This is a genomic window from Aureimonas mangrovi, assembly GCF_014058705.1.
Lineage (GTDB): Bacteria > Pseudomonadota > Alphaproteobacteria > Rhizobiales > Rhizobiaceae > Aureimonas > Aureimonas mangrovi.
The window spans coordinates 2,256,343-2,282,773 of record NZ_CP059692.1 but is presented as its reverse complement, the minus strand read 5'-3'; the positions used below and the strand labels follow the sequence as shown (position 1 = coordinate 2,282,773).

Genomic DNA, 26,431 nt, shown 5'->3' with positions numbered 1-26,431 from the left:
CGCCCGCGAGGGGCTTATGCGGCCGTTCGCCTTGGACCGATTGTCCTATGCGTCGCGGCCCTGTTCGTCCCGCGTTTGGGGCTCGTCGGTCTTGTCCGCCAGGTCGACGTCCTCGCGCCGCGCCTTTGCCTGCGTGCGGCGCCGTTTGAGGTTCTCGCGAAGCGTCTGCTCCAGCCGCTGCTGGCGGGCGAGCTTGGCCGGATCGACAGGCTTGTGATCGCTCATCGCTTGCTCACCGTGTGGCCGAGCGAGACCAGGCCCTCACGCGTCGAGAGGCGAGGGCGCCAGCCGAGGCGCAGCCGGATCTTCGAGGTGTCGACGACAAAGTCCTCAGAGAGCCTGCGCGCCATCTCCCCGCGGCCGAGTGCACCGAGGCCGAGGCGCACGAGCGAGGCGGGCGCGCGGAAGAGCCGGCGCGGCCGCCCTTCGGTCTCGCGCATCATCTCCACGAGTTCGGCGAGCGTCACCGCCTCGTCGTCTGCGACGAGGAAGACGTCGTCCTGGGCGCCCGGATGGGCGCGGGCCCACAGGAGCGCATCGACGAGGTTCTCCACGGCGAGGATGCTTCGCCGCGCCTCCAGCGAGGCGAAGGGCAGCGGCAGGCGCGATTTCGCCAGACGATGGAGCGCCGCGACAGCGCCGCCGCCGCCCGGGCCATAGACGGGGGCTGGGCGCAGAACCGTGTAGCGCGTGCCCGAGCCGGCCAGCGTCTCGCCGAGATAGCCCTCGGCCGCGAGCTTCGATTCGGCGTAAGGGTCGGCGGGGGCGCCGATATCGTCCTCGATGATCGGGCGGTCGTCCTGCGGCACGTGGACGTTGGCGCTGGAGAGGAAGAGAAAGCGCGGCACGCCGGCCTCGACCGCGCGCTCGGCGAGCGCGCGCGTGCCGGCGGCGTTCGCGCGCATCAGCGCGGCCCTGTCGGAGGCCTCCGGCGTTCCGCGCGGCGGGTTGAGCGCGGCGAGATGGACGACGAGGTCGAGCTCGTCCGGCCATTCGACCGCCGCCATCCCCGCAACCAGGTCCTCACCGCAGAAGACCTGTGTCACGCCCGGTAGAGGCGTCTCGCCCTCGCGGCGAACGAGCGCGAACACGTCGTCGCCCTCGTCGAGGAGACGGGGCACCAGATGACGGCCGATGAAGCCTGTCGAGCCTGTGACGAGAACGCGCATGAGACCGTTAGTGAACAGAAGTCGCGGGCGAGGCAACGGCTTGCTTGCCACACCGAAGCGTTTGCGGCATTCGCAGCGACGATGAAACGTCTTTTCGACATCGCATGCAGCCTCGCGGGCCTCGTTCTCCTCGGGTGGTTAATCCTTCTGCTCGCCTGGATGATCCGACGCGAGAGCGACGGCGCGGGCATCTTCCGCCAGTCGCGCGTGGGGCAGGGCGAGCGTGTCTTCACCTTCTACAAGCTGCGCACGATGCGCTCCGGCACGGCGCATGCCGCCTCGCATGAAACGCCTCGCGCCGCCGTCACGCCGCTCGGCGCACGCCTGCGGCACTTCAAGCTCGACGAGTTGCCGCAGCTCTGGAACGTCTTGAAGGGCGACATGAGCCTCGTCGGCCCGCGCCCCTGCCTGCCTACCCAGAGGCAACTCATCGAGGCGCGCCGCGAGCGCGGCGTCTTCGCCCTGCGACCGGGCATCACCGGCCCGGCGCAGATCGCCGGCGTCGACATGTCCGATCCCGAACGCCTTGCCGTCCTCGACGCCGCCTATCTTCGCGAGCAAAGCTTCTTCGGGGATCTCGGCCTGATCCTCAAAACCGTCTTCGGAGGGGGGCGCGGCGACCGCGTCCGTTCCTAAATTTCGCAAATGCCGACCAAAGGACCGTCATGCCCGTGATCGAGCGCATCGGATTTGCCGCCGAACTCCACCGCTGGAGCGAGGAGAAGGGTCCCGTCACCATCGCCCTCGCGGGCGCGGGGCAGATGGGCACGGACATCGTGGTGCAGGCGGCGCTGATGTCAGGCATCCGCATCGGCGCCATCGGCGCGAGCCGCCCGACGCGCCCGCGCGAGGCGATCGCCATGGCCGGCTACGATGCGGACCACGGCCAAATTGCCGCGAGCGCGGCTGAGATCGACCGCACCATCGAGAGCGGACGCATAGCCATCACCGACGATCTCGACGCGATGTGCGCGGCCGGGCGCATCGATGTGGTGGTGGATGCGACGGGCAGCCCTGAGGTCGGAGCGCGGCTGGCGCTGGAGGCGATCCGCAACGGCAAGCACATCGTGATGTTGAACGTGGAGGCCGACATCACCGTCGGCCGGCATCTGGCTGCCGAGGCTCGGCGCGCCGGCACCGTCTACACGGGTTCCGCAGGGGACGAGCCGGCTGCGACGCTGGAACTGATTTCCTTCGCCCAGTCCCTCGGCATGGAGATCGTCGCGGCGGGCAAGGGCAAGAACAACCCGCTCGACGTCACTGCCGTGCCGGACGACTACGAGGACGAGGCGCGCGAGCGTAACATGAACGCGCGCATGCTGGTAGAGTTCATCGACGGCTCGAAGACGATGGTCGAGATGACCGCCATCGCCAACTGTACGGGCCTTGTACCCGACGTGCCGGGCATGCACGGGCCGAAGGCGACGCTCGACAATCTCGCGCAGGTCCTCTGCACCGAGGCCGATGGCGGTGTCCTGTCGGCGGGCGGGCGCGTGGACTATACGATCGGCAAAGGTGTCGCGCCGGGGGTATTCTGCATCGCGAGGCCGCGCCACCCGCGCGCTATCGAGCGCATGGCGGATCTGAAGGTCGGCCCCGGCCCCTGCTTCTCGCTGACGAGGCCCTTCCATCTGACGAGCCTCGAGACGCCGCTTTCGGCCGCGCGCGCCGTAATCTATGGGCGGCCCGACATGCAGCCGCTGGACCGGCCAGTGGGGGAATGCGGCGCGGTCGCAAAACGCGACCTCGCGGTCGGTGAGACGCTGGGCCGCATCGGCATGGCGGATTATCGCGGCTTTGCAATGGAATGGCGCGACGCGCGGGAGCGCAAGGCGCTGCCGCTGGGTCTTGCGGAGAAGGCCGTCGTCACGACGCCGGTTCGTGCGGGTGATCTTCTGACACACGAGAACTGCCGAGCCGACGACACGCTGACCGTCACGCGCCTTCGCCGTGACCTCGACCGCGCCGACGAACGATTCCTCGGCTGAGGAAGCAGGGAGGCTAGAGCGTCAACCTCGCCGCCACGAGCGCCTGCGTGACGGTACTTTCGGGCGCTTCGAGAACGGTGCGCGTGGGGCCGGTCTCGACGATCAGGCCTTCGTCCATGACGGCGATGCGATCGGCGATGGCGCCAACGGCCGCCAGATCGTGGCTGATGAACAGGACGGCCATGCCCGTCGCTTCGCGGATGTCGAGGATGAGGTTGAGGATCTGCGCCTGGACCGAAAGGTCGAGCGCGGACACCGCCTCGTCGGCGACGAGAAGTCTCGGCCGCGCGACGATGGCGCGGGCGATGGCGATGCGCTGGCGCTGGCCGCCGGAGAAGGCGTGCGGATAGCGGCGCCCGGCGTCCTCATCCAGCCCGACCTCGGCGAGCGCTTCCGCGACGCGGCGGCGTCTCTCATCGCCCGAAAGGGGCAGGAGATGCAGCGGTTCAGCGATGATCCGCCCGACGCGGTGGCGTGGGTTGAGCGAGCCGTAGGGGTCCTGAAACACCATCTGGACGAGCCGCCGTGCCTGCATCAGCGCGACCGGTCGCGCGTCGGCGAGTTCGACATCGCCGAGCCGCACGCTCCCGCCATCCGGCGTGTCGAGCGCCGCGCAGATGCGCGCAAGCGTCGATTTCCCGCAGCCCGACGCTCCGACGATGCCGAGGATTTCGCCCGGTGCGAGATCGAGCGACACCCCTCGCAGGGCCGGGCGCGTCTCGCGGAGTCCGCCGAAAGGCGCGCTCGGGCGATAGATGCGCGTGAGGTCGCGAAGGGTGAGGAGCGGCGCGCTCATCGCGGCTGGTCCACCGCGCCGGCTCGCAAGCAGCGCACCCCGTGACCCGCGACGATGCGCCATTCGGGCTCGCCATCCTCGCAGGCATCGATGCGGAGGCCGCAGCGGGGGGCGAAGCGACAGCCGGGCATCGGCGCACCGGCCGACGGCACACGGCCGGGAATGGTGGGCAGGCGGTCGTTTTTGCTGGCGCGCTCGCGCGGCATCGCCGCCGTCAGCGCGCGTGTGTAGGGGTTCTGCGGCGCGGCGATCAGCGCGGCGGTCGGCGCCTCCTCGAACCGCGTGCCGGAGTAGAGCACCAAGGTGCGCCGCGCGGCGCGGGCGATGACCGCGAGGTCGTGGCTGACGAGGATCAGTGCCATGCCCTTCTCGGAGACGAGTTCCGCCAGAAGATCGAGAATCTCCGCCTGGACGCCGGCGTCGAGGGCGGTGGTCGGCTCGTCGGCCAGAAGCAGGCGCGGCGAGCGGGCGATCGCCATGGCGATCGCGACGCGCTGGCGCTGGCCGCCGGAGAGCTGGTGAGGATAGGCGCGCGCGGCCGCTTCAGGATCGGGAATGCGCACCCGGTCGAGCAGGCGCACGGTCTTCGACAGGGCGGCGCGCCGCCCGAGCCCGTCGAGGCGCAACGCCTCGGCGATCTGTGTGCCGGCGCGCATCGCGGGGTTGAGGGCCGTCATCGGCTCCTGGAAAACAGCTGCGATGCCGTGGCCACGCACCTTGTCCATCGCAAGGTCGTTCAGCTTGAGGAGGTCCCGGCCCTCGAACTCGATGCGGCCACGCACGCTCGCGGACGCCGGAAGAAGCCCGATCAGCGCGAGCGCCAGAAGCGACTTGCCCGAACCGGATTCGCCGACGAGGCCGAGGGTGTGGCCGGCATCGAGCTGGAAGGAAACGTCGTGGAGGAGCGGCACGCCGCCGATCTCGATCGCGAGATCATGGACACGAAGGAGGGTGCTCATCAGCGCTCGTCCCGCGTGTCGAGGTGGTCGCGCAGGCCGTCGCCGAAAAGGTTGGCGCCGGTGACCGTGATCGCGATCGCAAGGCCCGGCGCGAGCGCCAGCCAGGGCGCGGCTGACAGGAACGTCTGCGATTCGGCGAGCATCCGTCCCCAGGACGGGGCCGGTGGAGCGAGGCCGAGCCCAAGGAAGCTCAGGCCGGCTTCGGTCAGGATCGCGAGGCCGAACTGGATCGATGCCTGCACCGCGAGGTCCCCGGAGATGTTCGGCAGGACATGCTCGGCCGCGATCCGCACGGGCCCCTTGCCCGCACCACGCGCGGCAAGGACGTAGTCCCGCGCGAGCACCCGTAGCGCGCCGGCCCGCGCGACCCGCGCGAAGACCGGCGTGACGAAGACGGCGATTGCCACGACGGCGTTGACGAAGCCGGTGCCGAGAAGCGCGGCGAGCATCATCGCGGAGAGGATCGGCGGGAAGGCGAAGACGACATCCATCGCCCGCATGATGGCGTGTCCGGCGAGACGGCCGGAGAGGGCGGCGGCCGCGAGGCCGATGGCGATGCCCATCGCGGCCCCCGTTGCGACGGAGAGCGCGGCGATGGCCAGCGAGTGGCGGGCCGCGATCATCAGCAGGGAGAGGACGTCTCGGCCGAGCTGGTCGGCGCCGAGGAGGCCCCCGTCGCCGGGCGCCGCGAGCCGCAGCGCGATGCGCAGCCGCGTGGGGGCTTCGACCGGCGTCCAGACGAGCGACAGGAGCGAGAGCGCCACAATGATCACGAGGATCGCGGCGCCGGCAATGAGGCGCGCGGGCAGACGCCGCGGCCGGCTTGTTTCATCCACGCGTGCGCTCATGCGCGAACGCGCGGATCGAACGCGAGATAAGAAAGGTCGACGAGGAAGTTCACCACGATCACGATCGCGGCGAAGAACAGGACGACGTTCTGCAGCACCGCGAAGTCGCGCTGCATCAGCGCCTGATAGGCGAGCTGCCCCATGCCGGGCAGCGCGAAGACGTTCTCCACGAGGATCGCGCCGGCGACGAGGAAGGAGAGCTGAAGGCCGAGGATCGTCACGACCGGGATCAGTGCGTTGGGCAATGCGTGGCGCCACAGCGCGCGGCGCCGGCTTATACCCTTTGCGCGCGCCGAGCGGATGAAATCCTCCTGCAGCGTATCAAGAAGCGCCGAGCGTGCGACGCGCGTCAGGATCGCAGCCTGCGGCAGAGCGAGGGCGATGGCGGGCAGGACAAGCGCCGAGGCGGCGGGGAGGAGGCCGGCGTCCCAGCCCGGAAAACCGCCGGACGGCAGGATCGGCCAGACCGTGGCGAAGAAAAGGATCAGTAGGAGCCCGATCCAGAAGTTCGGAAGTGCGACGCCGGCCTGCGCGAAGAGGGAGACGCCAGCGTCCACCAAGCTTCCACGCCGTCCCGCCGCAGCGACCGCGAGCGGCAACGAGACCGCAAGCGAAAGGAGGATCGCCAGCCCCGCGAGCGGCAGCGTGACCGCAAGTCGATCCGCCATGAGCCCGGCGACCGGCACGCCATAGGTGGTGGAGGTGCCGAGATCACCGGTGACAAGGCCGGCAAGCCACGCGCCGTAGCGCATGACGGCGGGGCGGTCGAGGCCGAGTTCCGCGCGCAGCGCGGCCAGCGTGTCAGGCTGGGCGGAGGTGCCGAGCATTACCGCTGCCGGGTCGCCCGGCAGCACCTGCATGACGAGGAAAACCACGGCCGTGACAGCGAAAAGCGTCGCGACGAGGCCGGTGAAGCGGCCGAGAAGAAGGCGCGCGAGCGAGCCGCCCGCTTCCCGTTCGCTCATTCGCGCCAGGAGACGTCGGTCAGGTCGTTCGAGGGGATCGGCTCGTTCTCCCACAGGCCCTCAAGCTTCTCGTTCCAGATGCCGAGCTTGGGCATGACGAAGAGGTAGAGAGCCGGTACGTCCTTTGCCAGCATTCGCTGGGCCTTGCCGTAGAGCGCAAAGCGCGCTTCGTCGTCGGTTGTTTCCTCCGCCTTACGGATCGTCTCGACGAAGGCGGGGTTGTCGTAGCCGAAATAATAGTCTTCGCGAGCGTAGATGGCGATATCGAGCGGCTCGGCATGGGCGACGATCGTCATATCGAAATCATGCCTTTGAAGGACCTGATCGACCCAGGCCGCCGGAAATTCGGTCGGCACGATCTGGAGGGTCACGCCGATCTCGGCCAGCATCGCCTGAAGGACTTCCGAAGAACGGCGCGCGTAGTTCATCTGCGGCACCTTGATGGTCGCCGTGAAACCATCCGGATAGCCGGCCTCTGCCAGAAGCGCCCGCGCCCCCTCCGGATCGTAGGCGATCTCACCGGTGAGATCGACGAAGCCCGGATCGTTCGGCGTGTAATGACTGCCGATCGGCTCGCCATAACCCGATTGAGCGCCGTCCACGATCATCTGACGATCGACCGCCATCATTAGCGCGCGCCGCACGCGGACATCGTCAAAGGGGGGCTTTCGCCCGTTCATGCCGGCGACGACCTTGAGCTCGGTGTGGCCGACGACGGTCTCGAACTCCTCTCGCACCTCGAAACTCGCGTAAAGCTCCGGCGCGCCGAACTCGGGGAAGGCGTCCACCTGGCCGGACTGGAGGGCGGAAACCTGCGCCTGCGCATCGGAGATGAAACGGAACGTCGCCTGCGAAAGCGCCGGGCTGTCGCCCCAGTAGCCGTCGAAGCGCGTCAGCGTCAGCCGGTCGCCTTGCCGCCATTCGGAGAACCGGAACGGACCGGTGCCGACGGGCTGCGAGCGGTTGGTTTCAGCGGAGCCTTCGTCGACCATAACAGCCGCCGGCCAGCCGAGCCAGTAGAGGAGGTTGCCGGCCGGCCGCGAGAGCGTCACGACCAGCGTCGACGGATCAGGCGCTTCGACGCCGTCGATGGCGGCAAAGAACTGCTTCTGCGGGTTGGTGGAGGCTTCGCCGCGCGCGCGGTCGAGCGAAAACTTCGCCGAGGCGCTGTCGAAGGCGGCACCGTCGTGGAAGGAAACGCCCTGCCGCAGCGTGAAAGTATATACGCGGCCGTCCTCGGAGATTGTCCAGCTCTCCGCGAGTTGCGGTTGCACCGCTCCATCGCGGTCAATGCGCGTCAGGCCCTCGAAGACATTCTGCCAGACGACCTGACCGATCGCGACGGGGGCCGCGATCGTCGGGTCTAGACCCGCCGGCTCGATGGCCATGCCGAGAACGATATCGTCGCGAGGCTGCGCCGCAGCGGGGCCGGATACGCCGATCACGACGAACGCCAAGGCCCCGGCCAGGGCGGACATCAGATAGGGCATTCGTCAAAACCTCCCGGTCGCCTCCATACGGCTCGTGTGCAGCATATGAGGCGGAGATTGTCGAGATAGCCGAAAGAAAATCAACTACTCCCAAACGCGAAGGCCCGGCGGGCCGAAGTCCCGCCGGGCCTTTTACGAAAGGCTTCAGAAACCGTAAGCCTTACTGGGGCGCGGTGCCGCCAGCCGGGGCCGTCTCGCCACCGCCCGCATCGGCTGCCGCGTCCTCGGGCTCGCCGTAGGCCGGGGCCGCTTCGAGTTCGTCGCGCGTCACGTTGAGGACGATCCGGTCGGGAAGATTGTCCTCGCCGATCACTGGAGGAGCCTCCGCCGTGTCGGCCTCTGCCGGAGCCTCTGCTGCCGGAGCCGTGCCGCCGGCGGGAGCGGCGTCAGCGGCCGGAGCCGTCGAAAGGCCCTCGGTCGAGCCCGGGCCGAACTCGAGCGCCTCCATGGAGACGGCCACGTCCTTGGCACCGATTCCGAGGAAGCCACCGACGCCGACCAGAACCGCGATTACCTCGCCATTCTCGTCCACGAGGACGTCGGAGATGCTACCGATGCTCTCGCCGGTGGCATCTTCGACGTTCTTGCCCTCGAGGTCGGAGACACGCCACGCTCCCGTCGGAGGAACCGTCACGAACGGACCTTCACCGGTTGCGGACGCCGTTCCCATTGCCTCAGTGCTCGTCTCCATCTCACCCTCGGCGGCCGGCGGCGTCGCCATGCCGTCGGACGGCTGGGAGTCCATCGCACCACCGGCCGGCGGGGTCGCAGGCTCTTCCATCGCACCGCCGGCCGGAGCATCGGACGGGGGCGTTGTGGTCTGCGCGAATGCCGCGAAAGGCATCAACGCACCAGCGAGAAGGGCGGAATGAAATGTCTTCTTCATTGTTGTCTCCCGATCAAAGACTGTTCGCACCATAAAAGGGCTTTGAAAGGCTTTCGTTCCCTCACGCGGGGTAATCATCCCAAAAAGCGTCTCAGAAGGTAAGGCTACTGCATCGCTGATGCGTGCTCGAAGCATCAAGGACCGCGTGCGGCCTGTGTGCATGCGCGAAGAGACACTCGTTCCATGCGGCGTTGCTGTGCGCGGTGTGTGCGCATCCTGTGCTCCGCGCGCGGACGTATGCTGCCACGCACTCTCGCGCATCCATTCCGCCTTCTCGCGAGTTGCAGGCTGAGCTGACAGAGGAGAAAGACATGTCGCAGCTGACGAACATCAAGGAACACATGGAAGTCATCGGCGCGGACGGGGTGCATGTCGGCACCGTCGATCGCGTCGACGGGGACCGGATCAAGCTTACGAGGAAGGACAGCGGCGAGGGCTCGCACAGGGGCCACCACCACTTCGTGCCCGGCGGCCTCGTCGCAGAAGTCGAGGGCGACAAGGTGCGCCTTTCGGCAGATGCGGATGTCGCGGTGTCCTTCGAGGAGGAGGAGAACGGCTCGCCCCTTTGACGGCGTTCGTCGTATAGCGTGGCGGGGTCGCGGCGAAGGCGGCCCCGCAGGCACATCATGGAAGGGAACGGAATGACCGACGACGAACTCGACGCGATCAACGAGAAAATCTCCAACCTCTTCGAGGGCAAGACGCTCGACGAGGTGGCGACGGTGCTGAAGATACAGCTTGCGATGCTGGTCACGCAGGGGTCTGAAAACAGCGAGGACGTGTCCGACTTCCTCGACGAGATCACCACCGAGGTCGAGGACATGGTCGCCGATTTCGACTTCACACAGGCATCCGAGGGCTCGCCGAGCTGATCGGGTCGGCGCGCTGCCGCCGAAAGACCTTGAGGAAGGAGAGGGACGGATGACCAATACCGCGCAGTTCTACATCGACGGGGGATGGGTGGACCCCATCACGCAATCCGGCACTGCCGAGGTGGTGAACCCGGCAAACGAGGAGGTCTTCGCGACAATCCCGCTCGGCGGCCGGGGCGACGTGGAGAGCGCCGTCGCGGCCGCTCGCCGGGCCTTCTCCAGCTTCTCTCGCACGAGCCGCGCCGAGCGCGTCGAGCTTCTGGAGAGCGTTATCGCGGTCTATCGCAAGCGCTACGACGACATGGCGAGTGCTATCAGCGACGAGATGGGCGCCCCGCTTCCTTTCGCCACGGCCGCGCAGGCCGGTGCCGGCCTCGGCCATCTGACGACGGTCCTGGAAATACTGAAGACCTATGCGTTCGACGAACGCGTCGGCACGACGACGATCACGCGCGAGCCTATCGGCGTCTGCGGCCTGATCACGCCGTGGAACTGGCCGATGAACCAGATCGGCTGTAAGGTGGGCCCGGCACTCGCTACCGGCTGCACGATGGTGCTGAAGCCGAGCGAGGTCGCACCGATCTCCGCGATCGTGTTCACCGAGATCATGCACGAGGCGGGCGTGCCGGCCGGCGTGTACAATATGGTGCACGGTGACGGACCGGGCGTCGGGCAGGCGCTCTCCACCCACCCGGACATCGACATGATGTCCTTCACCGGCTCGACCCGCGCCGGCATTGCGGTGGCGAAAGCAGCCGCTGACACGGTGAAGCGCGTTTCGCAGGAACTGGGCGGCAAGTCGCCGAACATCATCCTGCCCGATGCCGATCTGGAGAAGGCGGTGCGCCACGGCGCGGCGCAGTGCTTCAGCAACTCCGGCCAGTCCTGCAACGCGCCGACACGCATGCTGGTGCCGGCCGAGCGCCACGATGAAGCGGCCGAGATCGCGCGCGCCGTCGCGGACGCGACGGTGGTGGGCGACCCGCGCGGCGAGGGAACCAAGATCGGACCTGTGGTCAGCCAGGCGCAGTACGACAAGATCCAGGCCTTGATCGAAAAGGGTATGGAAGAGGGCGCACGGCTTGTCGCCGGCGGCCCCGGCCGCCCGCAGGGCCTCAACCGCGGCTACTACGTGCGCCCGACGGTCTTTGCCGACGTGCGCAACGACATGACGATCGCACGCGAGGAGATCTTCGGCCCGGTCCTGTCGATCCTGCCCTATACGAACGAGGCCGAAGCGATCGAGATCGCCAACGACACGGTCTACGGCCTGTCCAGCTACGTGACCTCCTCGGACGTCGAGCACGCGCGCGAGGTCGCCCGGCAGATTCGCGCGGGCATGGTTCACATCAATGGCGCGTCGGGTGATTTCGCCGGTGCCTTCGGTGGCTACAAGCAGTCCGGCAACGGGCGCGAATGGGGCCGTCACGGCTTCGAGGACTTTCTCGAGGTGAAGTCGATGTTCGGCTACAACGCCGCCTGATCGAAAAGCGGCGTCCGGTCGTGTGGCGGCCGGGCGCCTCCACTCTTTCTTAAAGTCCCCGCCCTAGGTTGCGTCCGTGGCCGCGACGGTCGCCGGGCTCCGGCGCCCCGCGAGGCATGATGCCGAAGCCGCAGGGCGTTCTCGCCCATGTCCCTCTCGTGTTTCGTCCAAAGGGGACTTTTCCAATGACCTCCATCAATACCAACATCGCCGCCCAGCAGGCTCTTCGCACGCTGCAGTCTACCAACGCGCAGCTCGACGCGACGCAGACCCGCATCTCGACGGGCCTGAAGATCGGTGAGGCGAAGGACAACGCCGCCTACTGGTCGATCTCGACCACGCTGAAGTCGGACAATAAGGCGCTCGGCACCGTCAAGGACGCGCTCGGCCTCGGCGCCGCCACGGTCGACACGGCCTATCAGGGGCTGAACGCCGCGAAGGACGTGCTTGACGAGATCAAGACGAAGCTGACGGCTGCGACGCAGGATGGCGTCGACCGCGAGGTCATCCAGGCCGAGATCGATCAGCTTATCTCGCAGCTGAAGTCTGTCGCGTCGTCGTCGACGTTCTCCGGCGAAAACTGGCTGCTGAACGCCGGCACCACCGAGGGCGGCGAGACTACCTTCGCTGCCCGCAACGTCATCTCCTCGTTCACGCGCGGCGCGGACGGTTCGGTGACGCTCGGCTCGATCGAGATCGACATCAGCGACATCGTCCTCTTCACGGACGTCGATGCCGAAGAGAGCGGCGGCCTGCTGGGTGAGGTTGCACAGATCGACATCCGGGCGACCGGTGGAAGTGAGGGGACCCCGGGCACCCCAGATACCGAGGATGAAGACGGCAATCCGGTTGCTGGCACCCCAGGAACTCCTGCAACGCCCGGTGAGCCGCAGTCGCTCGACGACATGAAGGCGTTCATCGCGACCGTCAATACCGCCATCAACAGCGTGACGAAGGCGGCTGCCGACCTCGGTGCTGTCGCTTCGCGTATCGATCTGCAGCAGTCGTTCGTTTCCAACCTCATGGACACGATCGACAATGGCGTTTCGGGCCTCGTCGATGCCGACATGAACGAAGAGTCGACCCGTCTCCAGGCTCTGCAGGTCAAGCAGCAGCTCGGCGTGCAGGCGCTCTCGATCGCCAACCAGTCGGCCCAGAACGTCCTGCGTCTCTTCCAGTAAGAGCCTTACGGGACTGCAGGAGCGCGGTGACGCGCCTCTGCTCCGGATACAAGATGGCCCCGGCGTCTTCCCGACGTCGGGGCCTTTTCGCACCTCTTGAGCCTCAGTTCGTGCGGCCGGAAAGGCACCGCTCATAGGCGTTTTCGGCGATGCGTCGCGCTTGCAGGCGCGTGATTCCGTTGCCGGCCACCGAGCCACGGTCGTAGTCGCCCATGTTCGTGAGCGTGTTGCGGAAGGTCTGGTCGGCGTAGTTCTCGCAGAACGTGACCGGCTCGCCGGCCGGCCGGACCTCGAACGTGTCGTAGAAGGCGGTCGTCTGGGCAGAGACGCAGCCGGACAGCCCAAGCGCTGCGAGGCTGACGATGGCGATCTTCGCGTTCATGGAATCCTCCTGATCCGGAAGGCGGTTACCGAACACTTAGGGGCGCCTGTGGTCTTCGGAAGGGCCGAGGCGCGGCGTGCGGCTTCCGTCCGCCCGCGAAAGGTTCTAAGGGGAGGGCGACAGACGATATGACGAGGGCAGCTCCATGGATTTCGCAGCGGCGCGGGTGAAGATGGTGGACAACCAGATCCGCACGACCGACGTCACCGACCTCGAAATCCTGCGTGCGTTTCTCAATGTTCCGCGCGAACTCTTCGTGCCGGCCGAGCGCCGCGAACTCGCCTATATCGGTGCCGAGATGCCGCTCGGCAGCGGCCGCACGATGATGGAGGCCTCGCCGCTCGCCAAGCTCCTGCAGCTCGTCGAGGTCCGCCTGGGGGACAAGGCGCTCGACGTGGCCGGCGGCACGGGCTACGCGGCCGCGATCCTGTCGCGCCTCGGCGCGCAGGTGACGATGCTGGAGAGCGACGAGACGCTGGCCGAGACGGCCCGTGTTGCATTGGCGCAGGCCGGTGCTTCGGCCGAGGTCGTCACGGGCCCACTGAACGAGGGGCACAGCGCGGCCGCCCCTTACGACGTCATCCTGATCGAAGGCGCGGTGGACACGGTGCCGCAGGCGCTGATGGACCAGCTCGCCGACCGGGGCCGTCTTGTGACCGTGGTCGGTTACGGCAACGCTGGCATGGCGCGATTGTTCGTGAAGGACGGCGACATCGTTTCCGACCGCTTCGGCTTCAATTGCAGTCTCCGACCGCTCCCCGGCTTCCAGAAGAGTCCTTCTTTCGTCTTCTGACCCGAGTGTCGTTACCGGGGCACAGTGTGCGAAAATTTGGTGAATGGACACAAAACGTAATTCGCAGTCGCAATACGCGTGGTAACGTACACTCGTGTATGTAGGCCGGCAGCTTTCCAGTCGTCGGCTTTTTGATGCTGCCGCGTCTCGGGTTCGAGATGCGGTGGACTGGAATGGGGGCTCCATGCGTAAGAGTTTCTGGCTGTCGACGGCCATGTTCGTGGCCTTGGCGGCGAACTGGAGCGGGGATGCGCAGGCGCAGACCCTGCGCGAAACCATGGCCAAGGCCTATTCGAACAGCCAATCGCTGAACGTGGCGCGGGCCCAGCTTCGCGCCACCGACGAGAACGTTCCTCAGGCCCGAGCGGGGATGCGACCGACGATCGGCGCTTCGGCGGGGGCGCAGGCCGTTCGCTCGCATACGAGCCGCGGCGACGATCTTCCCTTTCAAGAAGGGCGCACCGAGTCGCTTTCGGCCGGCATCGAGATCAATCAGGTGATCTTCGACGGCTTCCAGACGCCCAACAACGTCAGCTCGGCGCAGGCTCAGGTGCGTGCCTCGCAGGCGAGCCTCTCCAACACCGTCCAGAACACGCTGCTCGACGCGGTGACAGCGCACATGGACGTACGCCGCGACCGGCAGATCGCAGAGTTCCGCCGTCAGAACCTCGCCTTCCTGCGTGAACAGGTCCGGGCCGCGGATGCGCGGTTCGAGGTGGGCGAGGGCACCCGCACGGATGTCGCGCAAGCGCAGTCCCAGGAAGCGCTGGCCACCGCGCTCCTGAACAGCGCACTCGCGCAGGTCGCGGTGAGCGAGTCGCAGTATCTCGACATTGTCGGGGACGTTCCCGGCAATCTGGAGCCTGGCATCCGCCCCGGTGACGGGCTGATGCCGACTTCGATCGCCCAGGCGCTGCAGATCTCTCAGGCCGAACATCCCGCCATCCAGGCGACGCTTTTCGCCGTCGAGGCCGCCTCCTTCCAGGTGAAGTCCGCCGAAGGTGCCCGCCTGCCGCAGATTTCGGTCGGCGCTTCGGTCGACAACGTCTACTCGCTGAACGAGAGCAATCGCGGCAGTGGCGGTTTCACCGACCTGCCGGGGGTCGTCGATCCCAACGTCACGACGCAGAACCAGGTGTCTGCCACGGTCGGCGCCCAGCTCTCGATCCCCATCTACCAGGGCGGCCTCGTCTCGTCGCAGGTGCGCCAGGCCAAGGAAGTGCTCGGCCAGCGGCGTATCGAGGTGGATCTCACGCGCGATCAGGTCCGGGCACTGGTTGCCTCGTCCTTCGCACAGCTCCAGGCGGCGGAAGCCAACGTGACTGGCTACCGGGCGCAGGTCGCCGCGGCGCAGCTTGCTCTCGGCGGCGTGTCGGAAGAGCGTTCAGTGGGCCAGCGTACGACGCTCGACGTCCTCAACGCGCAGGCCGACGTGATCTCCGCACAGGTGCTTCTGGCCGGCTCGCAGCGCGACGTGATCGTCGCGGCCTATCAGCTCCTCTCTGCCGTTGGCCGGATCGATGCCCAGCAGCTCGCGCTCGGCGCCGAGATCTACGATCCGGAGGAGCATTATCAGGCAGTCCAGGACAAGTGGCATGGCATGCGCACACCGGATGGGCGCTGAGTCGCGAAGCGCTCCGGCACTTCGTTAAAAAAAGCCTGTCGATGACGACTGCGGGCGTGGGTGAAGGGATTCATCCACGCCCGCTTTGCGTCTAGCCTCGGGGTCGTGATTCGCGCGGCGGGCGCCGTGCATCGAAGAGGGGATTCGCCGATGACACGATCGAACGCCGCCCATGAGCCTTCGATGGACGAGATTCTGGCCTCGATCCGGCGCATCATCGAGACTGGCGACGAAGCAGCCCCCACGCGCGGTCCCCAGGTCCAGCGTTACGGCGAAGCTGAAGGCGGCGAGCCGCGGGTGATCGCGCGCCTTACCCCGCAGGAGGATACCGCCTACGCCTGGAGCGCACCGGACACGGCGCCCGCCGTCACCGGCGGTGACTTCGCCTTCGAGGACGAGCTCGCGGCCCATCTCCATGACGAGTTCGAGAAGGAAGACCTCGTCGACTGGTCCAATGTCGGCGCGAGCGAAACCGGCGATGCCGTTCACGACGAGCCGGTGGCGCCACCGGCCGCATTCGAGCGCGAGGCTGCAGCAGAAGGCGAGCACGAGGCGATGGCTGCTCCGGACGGAGAGCGTCCGGCGTTTCAACCGGCCAACAGCGACAGCCGACGCCTGCATGATTTTCGCGCTGCCGTCCTGGAGGACGATGTCGAGCGCCGCGTGGTCGGGGAGGCGGACGCGCTCACCTCCGAGCGCACCGGCGAGCTCGTCGGCGCGTCCTTCGGTGAACTCGCCGAGGCCATCCGCGAAGGGCATATGCGCTCGCTGGAGGAGATGGCGCAGGAGATGCTCCGCCCCATGCTGACGGACTGGCTGGACGACAACCTGCCCAAGCTCGTCGAGCGCCTCGTGCGCGAGGAGATCGAGCGCGTGGCGCGCGGGCCGCGTCGCTGATCCTTCGGCCTGCGCCGCCGCTTCACGCGTTTCGTTGACAGGCTCGAAAGCTTCCCTGTAACGGCTGTCCGACGCACAAACGGGCAGAGACGATGATCGAGAAGACTTACGACGCGGCATCCGTGGAACCGCGGATCGCGGCGCGCTGGGACGAGGCCGATGCCTTCAAGGCCGGCCGAGGCGCGCGCGAGGACGCCGAGCCCTTCTCCATCGTGATCCCGCCGCCGAACGTCACGGGTTCGCTCCATATCGGCCATGCGCTGAACAACACGCTGCAGGACATCCTGGTGCGTCACCGCCGGATGCTGGGGCAGAACGTCCTGTGGCAGCCGGGTCTCGATCATGCCGGCATCGCGACGCAGATGGTCGTCGAGCGCCAGCTCGCCGAGCGCGGGGAGCCAGGCCGGCGCGACATGGGGCGCGAGGCCTTCGTCGAGCGGGTCTGGCAGTGGAAGGGCGAGTCGGGCGGGGCGATCCTGAAGCAGCTCCGCCGTCTGGGTGCCTCCTGCGACTGGTCGCGCGAGCGCTTCACGATGGACGAGGGCCTCTCGCGAGCCGTGCGCAAGGTCTTCGCCCAGCTCTATCGCGAGGGGCTGATCTACAAGGACAAGCGGCTCGTCAACTGGGACCCCAAGCTGCGCACCGCGATCTCGGACATCGAGGTGGAGCAGCGCGAGATCAACGGGCATCTCTGGCACATCCGCTACCCGGTGGACGGTGCGCGGTTCTCCCTCGATGATCCCTCGTCCTTCATCACCGTCGCCACGACCCGGCCCGAGACGATGCTGGGTGACAGCGGCGTCGCGGTGAACCCTGACGACGAGCGTTATGCGGCGCTGGTCGGAAGACAAGTCCGCCTGCCGCTGGTCGGCCGCCTCATTCCGGTCGTCGCCGACGACTACGCCGACCCTGAGGCCGGCTCCGGCGCGGTGAAGATCACGCCCGCGCATGACTTCAACGACTACGACGTCGGCAGCCGCAACGATCTTGCGATCATCAACGTGCTCGCGCCGGACGGCACGATCGATATCCGCGACAACGCCGAGTTCCTGGAGGGACTGTACCCCGACGATGGCGAACGCGCCGTCGCCATGTTCCAGGGGCTCGACCGCTTCGCCGCGCGGGCCATGCTGGTCGATTGGCTGGAGTCGGAAGGGTATCTGGCAAAGATCGAGGACCATGTTCACATGGTGCCGCACGGCGATCGCGGCGGCGTGCCGATCGAGCCGTACCTGACCGATCAGTGGTATCTGGACGCCGGGACGCTGGCCCGCCCCGCGCTCGCCAGCGTGCGCGAGGGGCGCACGGCCTTCGTCCCGAAGAACTGGGAGAAGACCTATTTCGACTGGATGGAGAACATCCAGCCCTGGTGCATCTCGCGACAGCTCTGGTGGGGGCACCAGATCCCGGCCTGGTACGGGCCGGACGGCGAGATCTTCGTGGCCGAGGAGGAGGAGGAGGCCATCGCCTCGGCGCTGGCGCATTACGTCCTGAACGGAACGATCACACGCGAGCGCGCCGCCGAGCTGGCAGCCGACCCGCAGGCGCTCGACGGCTTCCTTTCGCGCGACGAGGACGTGCTCGACACCTGGTTCTCTTCCGCGCTCTGGCCCTTCTCGACGCTCGGCTGGCCGGATGAGACGCCGGAGCTGAAGACCTACTACCCGACCAGCGTTCTCGTCTCGGGCTTCGACATCATCTTCTTCTGGGTCGCGCGGATGATGATGATGGGCCTCCACTTCATGAAGGAGGAGCCCTTCTCGACCGTCTACATGCACGCCCTCGTTCGCGACAAGACCGGCGCGAAGATGTCGAAGTCGAAGGGCAACGTCATCGATCCGCTCGACCTTGTCGACGAGTTCGGCGCGGACGCTCTGCGTTTCACGCTCGCAATTATGGCCGCGCAGGGGCGCGACGTGAAGCTCGACCCCCAGCGCATCGCCGGTTACCGCAACTTCGGCACCAAGCTCTGGAACGCCACGCGCTTTGCGGAGATGAACGGAGCCGAGCACGGCGGCGAACTGGACTTCGGGTCGCTGCAGCTTCCGCTGAGCCGCTGGATCGCGACCGAACTCTCGCGCGCCGTCGCGGAGACGGACGCGGCGCTCGCCGCCTTCCGCTTCAACGACGCGGCGGCCGCGATCTATCGATTCGTCTGGAACACCTTCTGCGACTGGTATCTCGAGTTCGCAAAGCCCGTCTTCGCCGGCAGCGACGAGGCGGCCAAGGCCGAGACGCGGCGCGTCGCCGGCACGGTTCTGGATCGCATCTTCGCATTGCTGCATCCGTTCATGCCGTTCATGACGGAAGAGCTTTGGGCGACGACGGCCCCGGCCGGGGAAGGGCGCGGCGAACTCCTCTGCCATGCCCGCTGGCCGCAGGCCGGTTTCGAGGACGAGGAGGCCGCCGCCGACATCAATTGGCTGGTCGAGATGGTCTCGGCGATCCGCTCGGTGCGCGCTGAGATGAACGTGCCGGCGGGCGCCGAGGCCGAGTTGGTCGCTGTCGCCTGCGACCCGGCGACGGCCGAACGCATGCTCCGCCACGAGGCGGCCCTGAAGCGCCTCGCGCGTCTCTCCTCGATCGTCCAGGCGGACGAAGCGCCGGGGCAGTCGGCGCAGATCGTGGTGGGGGGCGGGCGTTTCGCGTTGCCTCTGGCCGGTATGATCGACGTCGATCAGGAGCGCACGCGCCTGCGAAAGGCCGCCGGCAAGGCTCGCGACGAGGTCGCGAGGATCGACAAGAAGCTCGGCAACGAACGCTTCGTGGCCAATGCGCCCGAAGAGGTTGTCGAGCAGGAACGTGAAAAGCGTGCCGCCTACCTTGCCGAGGCCGAAGCTTTGGAGGCCGCGCTCGCCCGTCTCGACGGGTGAGTGTGCTTTCGAAGCGTCAGACTGTCACATTCGCGCCACTCTCTGCGCCTCTTCCGTAAACGGAAGAGGCGAAAGCACGATGTCTATCGGTGCCTGAGATGGTCGAAACGACAGAAAAGACAATTGGTTGTGGAGAAATTCTCGCGAGTGGGTTCCGCTTCGGCATGTGAGCGAGCGCGCTTTCCAATGCGCGGTAGCGCAGCTAGCGTCGGTGTACCAAAGGGCGGCGGCGTTCTGAACGCCCGAACGATCTGGGGGGATCACCGGCAATGCAGACTCTGACGAAACTTCTGGCCGCGACGGCCATCGGGCTGACCGCCGTCTCCGGCGCGCAGGCCGGTGGTTTCCAGCGGGGCATTGCCGACACCGACATCCTCTTCGAGAGCGGGCCCTACTCAACGCGCGCCGGCGTCACCTACATCGACCCGCGCCGCGGCTTCGATTCGATCAACGGCGCCTCCGGTGATTACGGGACCTATACCGGCGACTACCTGATTCCGAGCTACGCGTTGAAGTTCGGCGGTGACCAGTTCGCCTGCGCCGGGCACTTCACCGAATCGTTTGCGGCCGAGGCCAACTACGATGGCGCGCCCGGCGGCGCGCTGCCGTCCTTCTCCGAGCCGGGATCGACCGCCTCTTCGCGGACCCGCTCGATCGAGTTCAAGTCGAACGAGTTCGGCGCAACCTGCCGCCTCAGCTATACGGCCGAGATCGGTCGCTTCAGCCTGCTCGGCGGCGTCTATTTCGAGGATTTCGACTTCGACGGTTCGAGCTTCGGCGAACGCAACCTGAGCGGCGCCTTTGCCGGTACGCCGCTGGCCGGGGCCGGCCTGCTGCTCGCCGGAACGGGCTCGCAGCTCATCCTGCCGACCGAAGTCGACGTCAACAGCACCGGCGGTTACGAAACCGGCTACCGAATCGGCGTCGCCTACGAACGCCCGGAGATCGCGCTGCGCGTCCAGGGCCTCTACCGGTCCGAGGTCAAGCACGACAGCATCAGCGGTGGCGGCTCGGTCTCTGTCGATTCCGCGTTCGTCCGTTTGGCGGATGGGACGCAGGTCTCCGTGCCGACCTTCTTCTCCAACCCCGCCTTCGGCTTGTCGGCCGGGCAGCAGGCGCTGATCGTCGGCGGCATCGGGCAGGCGACGCCCGCGCCGGGCGCCGTGATCCCCGTCGAATCCACTCTTAGCACGGCCATCAGCCCGCAGAGCTTCACCCTCAGCGGACAGACCGGCATCGCCCCGGGGACGCTCCTCCTCGCATCGCTGCGCTGGACGGACTGGAGCACCAACGGCACGGTCGTCAGCACGATCTCCAGCCCGATCACCGGTACGTCCTCGACCATCCAGCCCTATAACTGGCGCGATGGCTGGACGGCCAATGTTGGCCTCGGCCGTGCCTTCAACGAGACGGTGTCGGGCGCGATCTCCTTCGGCTACGACCGCGGCGTCTCCACGGGCTCCGACACAACCTACACCGACCTCTACACGGTGACCGGCGGCGTCTCGCTGAGGCGGGGCTTTGCGGAACTGCGCATCGGCGGCGTGGTCGGCTACTGGACGGACGGCGAGCAGTCCATCGACGACGGTGCCTATTTCGACGCGACGGTGGGTGACGACTGGGTGTACGGCGGCAGCGCCTCTCTCAAGCTGTCCTTCTGAGACGAACCATATCGCCGGTAGTTTGAGGGGCGCGTCTGGAGCAGGCGCGCCCCTTTTCCATGCCCGACCGAGTGTTGACGCGGCGGAAGTTCATCTCTGTCACCAAGACGCAACACTATTGCGGAACTGCATCGTCTACGCTGCACCATGACACGCACGCCGTGCTGCCGCCATAAACGGCGCACACGCAGAATGGCGAGATGAACGTGCGCTGAATGGCATTCGGGGGGAATGCCACCATGCGGAACAGGATGGGAGCGAGGGGGCCATGAAAAAGAAGGTCTGCCGCGTCGAACGGCCTTCGGGCCAAGTGCCCGTCTCTTTGCGTATCGTCAACGGTGCCGCCCGTCGCGCGGTGAATGTCGAAGTCGGTGCTGCGGCACCGCGTGTGGATCGGTCGCGTCGTGCGCAGGTTTAATCGTCACTCGATCGCATGGCTGGCTCTGCTCGCCGCGTCCTCGCCAGCCGCTGCGCTTGATGGCGCGGCGACGGTGCCGACGACGTCCGAGGCGGCGATCCGGGAAATGTTCAGCCTCGGCTTCAGCGCTTACAAGCGTGGTGAGAAGGTGGAGGCGTTCGAGGCGCTCAGCCTCGCTGCCGAGAGGGGGCATCCGGGCGCGCGCTGGAAGCTCGGCCAGATGTATGCCGCCGGCGATGGCGTGCCCGAGGACGACTACAAGGCCTTCCGGATGTTCGAGCGGATCGTGCGAGATCAGGAGGATGATGCGTCCTACTCGCCGAATGCGGCCTATGTCGCGAGTGCGGTGGTGGCGCTCGCCGAGTATTTCAGCGCGGGCATCCCTGGTACGCCGGTGGGCGCAGACCCGGTGCAGGCCCGCCAGCTCTACAGCCATGCCGCATCCTATTTCGGTGATGCACGCGCCCAGTTCGAGCTCGGCCGCATGCTGCTGACAGGCGAGGGCGGCTCGGCCAATCCGCGCCAGGCCGCTCGCTGGCTCCAGCTCTCGGCGCGCAAGGGCCACGTTCGCGCCGAGGCGCTGCTCGGTTATCTGATCTTCGACGGTGAGCGGATCGAGCTGCGCGCCGAGCGGGCGCGCGGGCTTGCCATGCTGACGAGCGCACTGCAGGACGCGAACCCGATCGACCGCGAATGGATCCGGCCCCTGCAGGAGGAGGTGTTCTCGCTCTCCTCCGAGGATGATCGCCGCAGCGCTCTCGCCTACGCGCAAGGGGCCTCGCCGCTACGCTGAAAGGCCCGCCGCTCAGGCGGCGAGATCGACGATCAACGGAACGTGGTCCGACGGCTTTTCCCAGCCGCGCACATGCGCATCGATGCCAACGCCGCGCAGGCGTGAACTCGCCTCGGGCGAAAGCAAAGCGTGATCGATGCGGATGCCGTTGTTCTTCTGCCAGGCGCCGGCCTGGTAATCCCAGAAGGTGTAGATGTCGGGCGCATCGCTGGCGGCCCGCAGCGCCTCGGTGAAACCGAGATTGACGAGCCTGCGCATCGCGCCACGGCTTTCGGGCTGGAACAGCGCGTCGCCCGTCCAGGCCGACGGGTTGCGGGCGTCCTCCGGCTGCGGGATGACGTTGTAGTCACCCGTCAGAACGAAAGGCAGCTCTTCGGAGAGCCTGACGCGCGCGTGAGCCTCGAGCCGCGCCATCCAGCGCAGCTTGTAGTCGAACTTCTCCGTGCCGAGCGGATTGCCGTTCGGAAGATACAGCGAGGCGACGCGAACGCGACCGCTCTCGCCATCGTAGATCGCCTCGATGAAACGGGCGTGCTCGTCGGTGTCGTCGCCGGCAAGGCCGCGCGCCACGCTGCCCTCGAGCGGCGGCTTGCGGGAGATCAGCGCGACGCCGTTGAAACCCTTCTGGCCGTGTGTCTCGACATGCCAGCCTTTCGCCTCCAGCGCGGCGCGCGGGAAGGCTTCGTCGACGCTCTTGATCTCCTGCAGGCAGGCGACGTCGGGCGAGCGCTCGTCGAGCCACGCGATCAGGTTGTCGAGACGCGCCTTGACGCCGTTGATGTTCCAGGTGGCGATCAGCACGCGGGCAAGGCTTTCAGACGGAGAAGCTGGTGCCGCAGCCGCAGGCTGCGACAGCGTTCGGATTGCGGATCTGGAAGGACTGGCCCATCAGGTCGTCCACGAAATCCACCACCGATCCGCCCATGTAGACGAGGGACATCGGATCGACCACCACGCGCCCGCCTTCCTTCTCCAGCACGAGGTCGTCCGGTTCGGTCTCGCCCGTGAGGTCGTACTTGTAGGAGAAGCCCGAGCAGCCTCCGCCTTCGACGGAGATGCGCAGCGCCGTCTCGCCGCTGGCGTTCTTCAGGATCGCGGCGATGCGGCGGAAGGCGGCGTCGGAAATGGTGAGGGGCGTGGCCGGCGAAAGGGTCTCGCTCATGGCATCTGTCCGGTTGGCGCGATCAGCGGCATCCGGCCTCATGTTGTTGCAGGGCTCGGCCTAAGGTATGGACGGCGCCCGCAAGGGTCAATCGGCGCGCCGTGCCCTGAACGCTGTTTCAACCACCGGATCGGAGAGCGGGCTTGGCGGAAGTTACCATCGGCGCCCTGGGGCTCGGCCGCGAGCCGCTCGCCCCCTTCGCCTGCGACTTCCGCCGCAGCCGTGGGCGCCTCGTGCCGGAGCCCGAGAGCCCGACTCGCACGGCCTTCCAGCGCGACCGCGACCGCATCGTCCATTCCAGCGCCTTCCGGCGCCTGAAGCACAAGACGCAGGTTTTCATTGCCTACGAAGGCGATCACTACCGCACGCGCCTGACGCACACGATCGAGGTCTCGCAGATCGCCCGCGCCTTCGCCCGCGCACTGCGCCTCGACGAGGATCTGACGGAGGCGATCGCGCTCGTCCACGATTTCGGCCACACGCCTTTCGGCCATGCCGGCGAGCGGGCGCTGGAGCGCTGCATGGACGGGGCGGGCGGCTTCGATCACAACGCCCAGTCGCTGCGCATCGTTACGGCACTGGAGCGCCGCTACGCCGCCTTCGATGGGCTGAACCTCGCCTTCGAGACGCTGGAAGGGCTCGTCAAGCACAATGGGCCTCTCGCGGGCCCTCACGCCGATCCGGCACATGGCCTGCCGCGCCCGATCGCCGATTTCGACGCGCTCTTTCCGCTCGGGCTCGACCGGTTCGCCTCGCTGGAGGCGCAGGCGGCCGCGATCTCCGACGACATCGCCTACAACACCCACGATCTCGACGACGGGCTGCGCGCCGGGCTGATCGGCATCGAGGACCTTGAGGCGCTGGATCTTGCGGGCTCGATCCTGCGCGAGGTGAGGGCGCGCTATCCTGGGCTCGACGCCTCTCGCACCATCCACGAGATCATGCGCCGGCACATCACCGCGATGGTGGAGGACGTGATCGCGACCTCCGGGGCCGCGATCGCCGCGAGCGGGGTGCGCTCGATCGAAGACGTGCGCGATGCCGGCCGCACGTTGATCGACGTCTCGCCCGCCATGCGCGAGGCGATCGCCCAGACCCGGCGCTTCCTCTTCGCCAACGTCTACCGCGCGCCGCGGGTGATGGCGGTGATGGGGCAGGCCGAGCAGGTTGTCGAAGACCTCTTCGCCGTCTACGTCTCCAATCCGCAGAAGATGGGCGCCGGCTGGCGCGACGACGCGCCGGCGATGGACGGCCTGCGTCTGAAGCGGCGCGTGGCGGACTATCTCTCCGGCATGACCGACACCTACGCGCTCGCGGAGCACCGGCGTCTGTTTGACGTTAGCCCCGAATTACGCTAGCGCGCGCCGTCCGCCGAAGGGCGGCGCATCCGGCCTGAGCGGCCCAAGAACGAACCCTGGAAGGGTGGCATGAACATCTTCGCCGACTTCGAGCAGCGCATCCGCAAGGCCGTGGAAGCGACTCTGTCCGCACAAGGAAAGTCGGGCGCCGACCTGACACGCCTGACGGTCGAGCCGCCGCGCGACGCGAGCCACGGCGATCTGGCGACCAACGCCGCGATGATCCTCGCCAAGCCTCTGTCCCTGAAGCCGCGCGAGCTCGCGGAGACGCTGGCCGAGCGCCTTCGCGAGGACGCGGACGTCGAGGCCGTGGAGGTTGCAGGCCCCGGCTTCGTCAATCTGCGCCTGCGTCCTGCCTACTGGACCGCGCATCTGGAGACGCTGCTGCGCAACGCGGCCGACTACGGCAAGGGCGCGCCGACCGGGCGCAAGGTGAACGTCGAATATGTCTCGGCGAATCCGACCGGCCCGCTGCATGTCGGCCATTGCCGTGGCGCGGTGGTGGGCGATGCGATCGCCAACGTCCTGGCGCAGGCCGGGCACGACGTCACCAAGGAATACTACATCAACGACGCGGGCGTGCAGATCGGCGTCCTCGCGCGCTCAGCCTATCTGCGCTACCGCGAGGCGCTGGGCGAGGAGATCGGCGAGATTCCGGCCGGGCTTTATCCGGGCGACTATCTCAAGCCCGTCGGCGTCGCGCTGACCATCCGCTATGGCCGCAGCCTCCTCGACATGGAGGAGGCCGAATGGCTGCCGATCGTCAGCGACTACTCGATCGACGCGATGATGATGGCGATCCGCGACGACCTGAAGGCGCTCGGCATCAAGCACGACGTCTTCTTCTCCGAACGCAAGCTGCACGCCGACAACGGCGCGCCGATCGGCCAGGCCATCGACGAGATGCGCGCGCGCGGCTTCGTCTATCAGGGCACGCTTCCGCCGCCCAAGGGACAGACGCCGGAGGACTGGGAGGACCGCGAGCAGACGCTGTTCCGTTCCACCGATGTCGGTGACGACATGGACCGCCCGCTGGTGAAGTCGGACGGCGCCTATACCTATTTCGCCGCCGACGTCGCCTATTACGCCGACAAGGCGGCGCGCGGCTTCGACGAGATGGTCTACGTGCTCGGCGCCGATCACGGTGGCTACGTCAAGCGCCTGCAGGCGGTGGCACGGGCTATCTCCGGCGAGAAGGCCGATCTCGACGTCGTCCTGTGCCAGCTCGTGAAGCTCTTCCGCGATGGGGAGCCCGTGCGCATGTCCAAGCGCGCAGGTGACTTCGTGACGCTGAAGGACGTCGTCGACGAGGTGGGCCGCGACGCGGTGCGCTTCATGATGCTCTTCCGCAAGAGCGACGCACCGCTCGACTTCGATTTCCGAAAGGTGACGGAGCAGTCGAAGGACAATCCGGTCTTCTACGTGCAGTATGCCCATGCGCGGGCCGCCTCCATCCGCCGGCAGGCGGAAGGCGAGGGGATCGACGTCGGCGCTCTGCCGCTCGACGCGCAGACGCTGGCGACGCTCTCGGACGAGGGCGAGATCGCGCTGATCCGCAAGCTGGCGGAGTATCCGCGCCTCGTGCAGACGGCGGCGCAGGCCAAGGAGCCGCACCGGCTGGCCTTCTATCTCTACGAACTCGCCTCGGCCTTCCACGCGCAGTACAACCGTGGCAAGGACGACCCGGCTTTACGCTTCGTTAAGGTTGACGAGCCGATAATCACCGCAGCGCGCCTCCATCTTGTGAGCGCCGTCGGCGCAGTGATCGCTTCGGGGCTCGGCCTCGTCGGTGTGGATGCGCCCGAGGAGATGCGGTGACGGATCATGCTTTGA

25 protein-coding genes are annotated in these 26,431 nt (G+C 67.3%); 14 read left to right on the top strand and 11 right to left on the bottom strand.

Features of this window, described 5'->3' with window-relative positions; genetic code table 11:
- Positions 1–45: 45 nt before the first annotated feature.
- Complete coding sequence (locus tag H1343_RS10870; RefSeq protein ID WP_185982933.1) at positions 46–225, bottom strand: hypothetical protein; 180 nt, start codon at positions 223–225, stop codon at positions 46–48.
- Positions 222–1,169, bottom strand: coding sequence for an NAD-dependent epimerase/dehydratase family protein (locus H1343_RS10865; protein WP_185982932.1), 948 nt, complete (start codon positions 1,167–1,169; stop codon positions 222–224). Before H1343_RS10865 ends, H1343_RS10870 begins: the two co-directional genes overlap by 4 nt.
- Positions 1,170–1,250: 81 nt before the next feature.
- Between H1343_RS10865 and H1343_RS10860 the strand changes: the two genes are divergently transcribed.
- Both H1343_RS10860 and H1343_RS10855 read left to right on the top strand, forming a co-directional pair.
- Entirely contained in the window at positions 1,251–1,805 is a 555-nt protein-coding gene (locus H1343_RS10860) for a sugar transferase (protein WP_185982931.1), read from the top strand.
- Positions 1,806–1,834: 29 nt separating this feature from the next.
- Entirely contained in the window at positions 1,835–3,157 is a 1,323-nt protein-coding gene (locus tag H1343_RS10855) for an NAD(P)H-dependent oxidoreductase (RefSeq protein WP_185982930.1), read from the top strand.
- A gap of 13 nt (positions 3,158–3,170) precedes the next feature.
- On the opposite strand, the gene H1343_RS10850 is transcribed toward H1343_RS10855, so the two are convergent.
- The 6 genes from H1343_RS10850 to H1343_RS10825 form a co-directional block, all read right to left on the bottom strand.
- Positions 3,171–3,953, bottom strand: coding sequence for an ABC transporter ATP-binding protein (locus H1343_RS10850; RefSeq protein WP_185982929.1), 783 nt, complete (start codon positions 3,951–3,953; stop codon positions 3,171–3,173).
- Positions 3,950–4,912 (bottom strand): ABC transporter ATP-binding protein, encoded by a 963-nt coding sequence (locus tag H1343_RS10845; protein WP_246332938.1) that lies wholly within the window; start codon positions 4,910–4,912, stop codon positions 3,950–3,952. The genes H1343_RS10850 and H1343_RS10845 overlap by 4 nt, the downstream gene beginning before the upstream one ends.
- Positions 4,912–5,760: an ABC transporter permease gene (locus H1343_RS10840; protein ID WP_185982928.1), complete on the bottom strand. Its 849-nt coding sequence runs from the start codon at positions 5,758–5,760 to the stop codon at positions 4,912–4,914. Before H1343_RS10840 ends, H1343_RS10845 begins: the two co-directional genes overlap by 1 nt.
- Positions 5,757–6,725, bottom strand: coding sequence for an ABC transporter permease (locus tag H1343_RS10835; RefSeq protein WP_185982927.1), 969 nt, complete (start codon positions 6,723–6,725; stop codon positions 5,757–5,759). The genes H1343_RS10840 and H1343_RS10835 overlap by 4 nt, the downstream gene beginning before the upstream one ends.
- Complete coding sequence (locus tag H1343_RS10830) at positions 6,722–8,203, bottom strand: ABC transporter substrate-binding protein (protein WP_425484658.1); 1,482 nt, start codon at positions 8,201–8,203, stop codon at positions 6,722–6,724. The genes H1343_RS10835 and H1343_RS10830 overlap by 4 nt, the downstream gene beginning before the upstream one ends.
- Before the next feature lie 172 nt (positions 8,204–8,375).
- On the bottom strand, positions 8,376–9,101 hold the full coding sequence (locus H1343_RS10825; protein ID WP_185982925.1) for a PRC-barrel domain-containing protein: 726 nt from the start codon (positions 9,099–9,101) through the stop codon (positions 8,376–8,378).
- Positions 9,102–9,412: 311 nt separating this feature from the next.
- On the opposite strand from H1343_RS10825, the gene H1343_RS10820 reads away from it, so the two are divergent.
- From H1343_RS10820 to H1343_RS10805, 4 genes are all read left to right on the top strand, one after another.
- Positions 9,413–9,670, top strand: coding sequence for a DUF2171 domain-containing protein (locus H1343_RS10820; protein ID WP_185982924.1), 258 nt, complete (start codon positions 9,413–9,415; stop codon positions 9,668–9,670).
- Between the two features lie 72 nt (positions 9,671–9,742).
- Positions 9,743–9,973, top strand: a complete 231-nt coding sequence (locus H1343_RS10815; protein WP_185982923.1) for a hypothetical protein — start codon at positions 9,743–9,745, stop codon at positions 9,971–9,973.
- A 49-nt stretch (positions 9,974–10,022) separates the two neighbouring features.
- Positions 10,023–11,456: an aldehyde dehydrogenase family protein gene (locus tag H1343_RS10810; RefSeq protein ID WP_185982922.1), complete on the top strand. Its 1,434-nt coding sequence runs from the start codon at positions 10,023–10,025 to the stop codon at positions 11,454–11,456.
- A gap of 185 nt (positions 11,457–11,641) precedes the next feature.
- Positions 11,642–12,637 (top strand): flagellin N-terminal helical domain-containing protein, encoded by a 996-nt coding sequence (locus H1343_RS10805; protein ID WP_185982921.1) that lies wholly within the window; start codon positions 11,642–11,644, stop codon positions 12,635–12,637.
- A gap of 103 nt (positions 12,638–12,740) precedes the next feature.
- Here H1343_RS10805 and H1343_RS10800 read toward each other — a convergent pair whose 3' ends face one another.
- Positions 12,741–13,019 (bottom strand): hypothetical protein, encoded by a 279-nt coding sequence (locus H1343_RS10800; RefSeq protein ID WP_185982920.1) that lies wholly within the window; start codon positions 13,017–13,019, stop codon positions 12,741–12,743.
- A 145-nt stretch (positions 13,020–13,164) separates the two neighbouring features.
- On the opposite strand from H1343_RS10800, the gene H1343_RS10795 reads away from it, so the two are divergent.
- From H1343_RS10795 to H1343_RS10770, 6 genes are all read left to right on the top strand, one after another.
- Positions 13,165–13,812 (top strand): protein-L-isoaspartate O-methyltransferase family protein, encoded by a 648-nt coding sequence (locus H1343_RS10795; protein ID WP_185982919.1) that lies wholly within the window; start codon positions 13,165–13,167, stop codon positions 13,810–13,812.
- 184 nt (positions 13,813–13,996) lie between these two features.
- Entirely contained in the window at positions 13,997–15,436 is a 1,440-nt protein-coding gene (locus H1343_RS10790) for a TolC family outer membrane protein (protein ID WP_185982918.1), read from the top strand.
- 150 nt (positions 15,437–15,586) lie between these two features.
- A complete protein-coding gene (locus tag H1343_RS17150; RefSeq protein WP_185982917.1) occupies positions 15,587–16,333 on the top strand; it encodes a DUF2497 domain-containing protein in 747 nt (248 codons plus the stop codon).
- A 92-nt stretch (positions 16,334–16,425) separates the two neighbouring features.
- Positions 16,426–19,206 (top strand): valine--tRNA ligase, encoded by a 2,781-nt coding sequence (locus tag H1343_RS10780; protein ID WP_185982916.1) that lies wholly within the window; start codon positions 16,426–16,428, stop codon positions 19,204–19,206.
- Between the two features lie 269 nt (positions 19,207–19,475).
- Positions 19,476–20,867: a long-chain fatty acid transporter gene (locus H1343_RS10775; RefSeq protein WP_185982915.1), complete on the top strand. Its 1,392-nt coding sequence runs from the start codon at positions 19,476–19,478 to the stop codon at positions 20,865–20,867.
- Positions 20,868–21,226: 359 nt separating this feature from the next.
- A complete protein-coding gene (locus H1343_RS10770) occupies positions 21,227–22,078 on the top strand; it encodes a tetratricopeptide repeat protein (protein WP_185982914.1) in 852 nt (283 codons plus the stop codon).
- A 12-nt stretch (positions 22,079–22,090) separates the two neighbouring features.
- Here H1343_RS10770 and xth read toward each other — a convergent pair whose 3' ends face one another.
- Positions 22,091–22,879, bottom strand: coding sequence for an exodeoxyribonuclease III (xth, locus tag H1343_RS10765; protein WP_185982913.1), 789 nt, complete (start codon positions 22,877–22,879; stop codon positions 22,091–22,093).
- A gap of 13 nt (positions 22,880–22,892) precedes the next feature.
- Entirely contained in the window at positions 22,893–23,240 is a 348-nt protein-coding gene (locus H1343_RS10760; RefSeq protein WP_185982912.1) for a HesB/IscA family protein, read from the bottom strand.
- A 143-nt stretch (positions 23,241–23,383) separates the two neighbouring features.
- Here H1343_RS10760 and H1343_RS10755 point away from each other — a divergent pair, with 143 nt between their 5' ends.
- Positions 23,384–24,598: a deoxyguanosinetriphosphate triphosphohydrolase gene (locus H1343_RS10755; protein ID WP_425484582.1), complete on the top strand. Its 1,215-nt coding sequence runs from the start codon at positions 23,384–23,386 to the stop codon at positions 24,596–24,598.
- A gap of 69 nt (positions 24,599–24,667) precedes the next feature.
- Entirely contained in the window at positions 24,668–26,416 is a 1,749-nt protein-coding gene (gene argS / locus H1343_RS10750) for an arginine--tRNA ligase (RefSeq protein WP_185982911.1), read from the top strand.
- Positions 26,417–26,431 lie beyond the last annotated feature (15 nt).

What these genes read in the sequence shown, in the direction of transcription:
- H1343_RS10855 (WP_185982930.1), top strand. Translation starts at nt 1,835, where the DNA reads ATGCCCGTGATCGAGCGCATCGGATTTGCCGCCGAACTCCACCGCTGG.
- H1343_RS10780 (WP_185982916.1), top strand. Translation starts at nt 16,426, where the DNA reads ATGATCGAGAAGACTTACGACGCGGCATCCGTGGAACCGCGGATCGCG.
- H1343_RS10865 (WP_185982932.1), bottom strand. Translation starts at nt 1,169, where the DNA reads ATGCGCGTTCTCGTCACAGGCTCGACAGGCTTCATCGGCCGTCATCTG.
- H1343_RS10770 (WP_185982914.1), top strand. Translation starts at nt 21,227, where the DNA reads ATGTCGAAGTCGGTGCTGCGGCACCGCGTGTGGATCGGTCGCGTCGTG.
- H1343_RS10795 (WP_185982919.1), top strand. Translation starts at nt 13,165, where the DNA reads ATGGATTTCGCAGCGGCGCGGGTGAAGATGGTGGACAACCAGATCCGC.
- H1343_RS10835 (WP_185982927.1), bottom strand. Translation starts at nt 6,725, where the DNA reads ATGAGCGAACGGGAAGCGGGCGGCTCGCTCGCGCGCCTTCTTCTCGGC.
- H1343_RS10800 (WP_185982920.1), bottom strand. Translation starts at nt 13,019, where the DNA reads ATGAACGCGAAGATCGCCATCGTCAGCCTCGCAGCGCTTGGGCTGTCC.
- H1343_RS10775 (WP_185982915.1), top strand. Translation starts at nt 19,476, where the DNA reads ATGCAGACTCTGACGAAACTTCTGGCCGCGACGGCCATCGGGCTGACC.
- H1343_RS10830 (WP_425484658.1), bottom strand. Translation starts at nt 8,203, where the DNA reads ATGTCCGCCCTGGCCGGGGCCTTGGCGTTCGTCGTGATCGGCGTATCC.
- H1343_RS10840 (WP_185982928.1), bottom strand. Translation starts at nt 5,760, where the DNA reads ATGAGCGCACGCGTGGATGAAACAAGCCGGCCGCGGCGTCTGCCCGCG.
- H1343_RS10790 (WP_185982918.1), top strand. Translation starts at nt 13,997, where the DNA reads ATGCGTAAGAGTTTCTGGCTGTCGACGGCCATGTTCGTGGCCTTGGCG.
- H1343_RS17150 (WP_185982917.1), top strand. Translation starts at nt 15,587, where the DNA reads ATGACACGATCGAACGCCGCCCATGAGCCTTCGATGGACGAGATTCTG.
- H1343_RS10760 (WP_185982912.1), bottom strand. Translation starts at nt 23,240, where the DNA reads ATGAGCGAGACCCTTTCGCCGGCCACGCCCCTCACCATTTCCGACGCC.
- H1343_RS10845 (WP_246332938.1), bottom strand. Translation starts at nt 4,912, where the DNA reads ATGAGCACCCTCCTTCGTGTCCATGATCTCGCGATCGAGATCGGCGGC.
- H1343_RS10860 (WP_185982931.1), top strand. Translation starts at nt 1,251, where the DNA reads ATGAAACGTCTTTTCGACATCGCATGCAGCCTCGCGGGCCTCGTTCTC.
- H1343_RS10820 (WP_185982924.1), top strand. Translation starts at nt 9,413, where the DNA reads ATGTCGCAGCTGACGAACATCAAGGAACACATGGAAGTCATCGGCGCG.
- H1343_RS10870 (WP_185982933.1), bottom strand. Translation starts at nt 225, where the DNA reads ATGAGCGATCACAAGCCTGTCGATCCGGCCAAGCTCGCCCGCCAGCAG.
- H1343_RS10825 (WP_185982925.1), bottom strand. Translation starts at nt 9,101, where the DNA reads ATGAAGAAGACATTTCATTCCGCCCTTCTCGCTGGTGCGTTGATGCCT.
- H1343_RS10850 (WP_185982929.1), bottom strand. Translation starts at nt 3,953, where the DNA reads ATGAGCGCGCCGCTCCTCACCCTTCGCGACCTCACGCGCATCTATCGC.
- H1343_RS10815 (WP_185982923.1), top strand. Translation starts at nt 9,743, where the DNA reads ATGACCGACGACGAACTCGACGCGATCAACGAGAAAATCTCCAACCTC.
- argS (WP_185982911.1), top strand. Translation starts at nt 24,668, where the DNA reads ATGAACATCTTCGCCGACTTCGAGCAGCGCATCCGCAAGGCCGTGGAA.
- H1343_RS10810 (WP_185982922.1), top strand. Translation starts at nt 10,023, where the DNA reads ATGACCAATACCGCGCAGTTCTACATCGACGGGGGATGGGTGGACCCC.
- H1343_RS10805 (WP_185982921.1), top strand. Translation starts at nt 11,642, where the DNA reads ATGACCTCCATCAATACCAACATCGCCGCCCAGCAGGCTCTTCGCACG.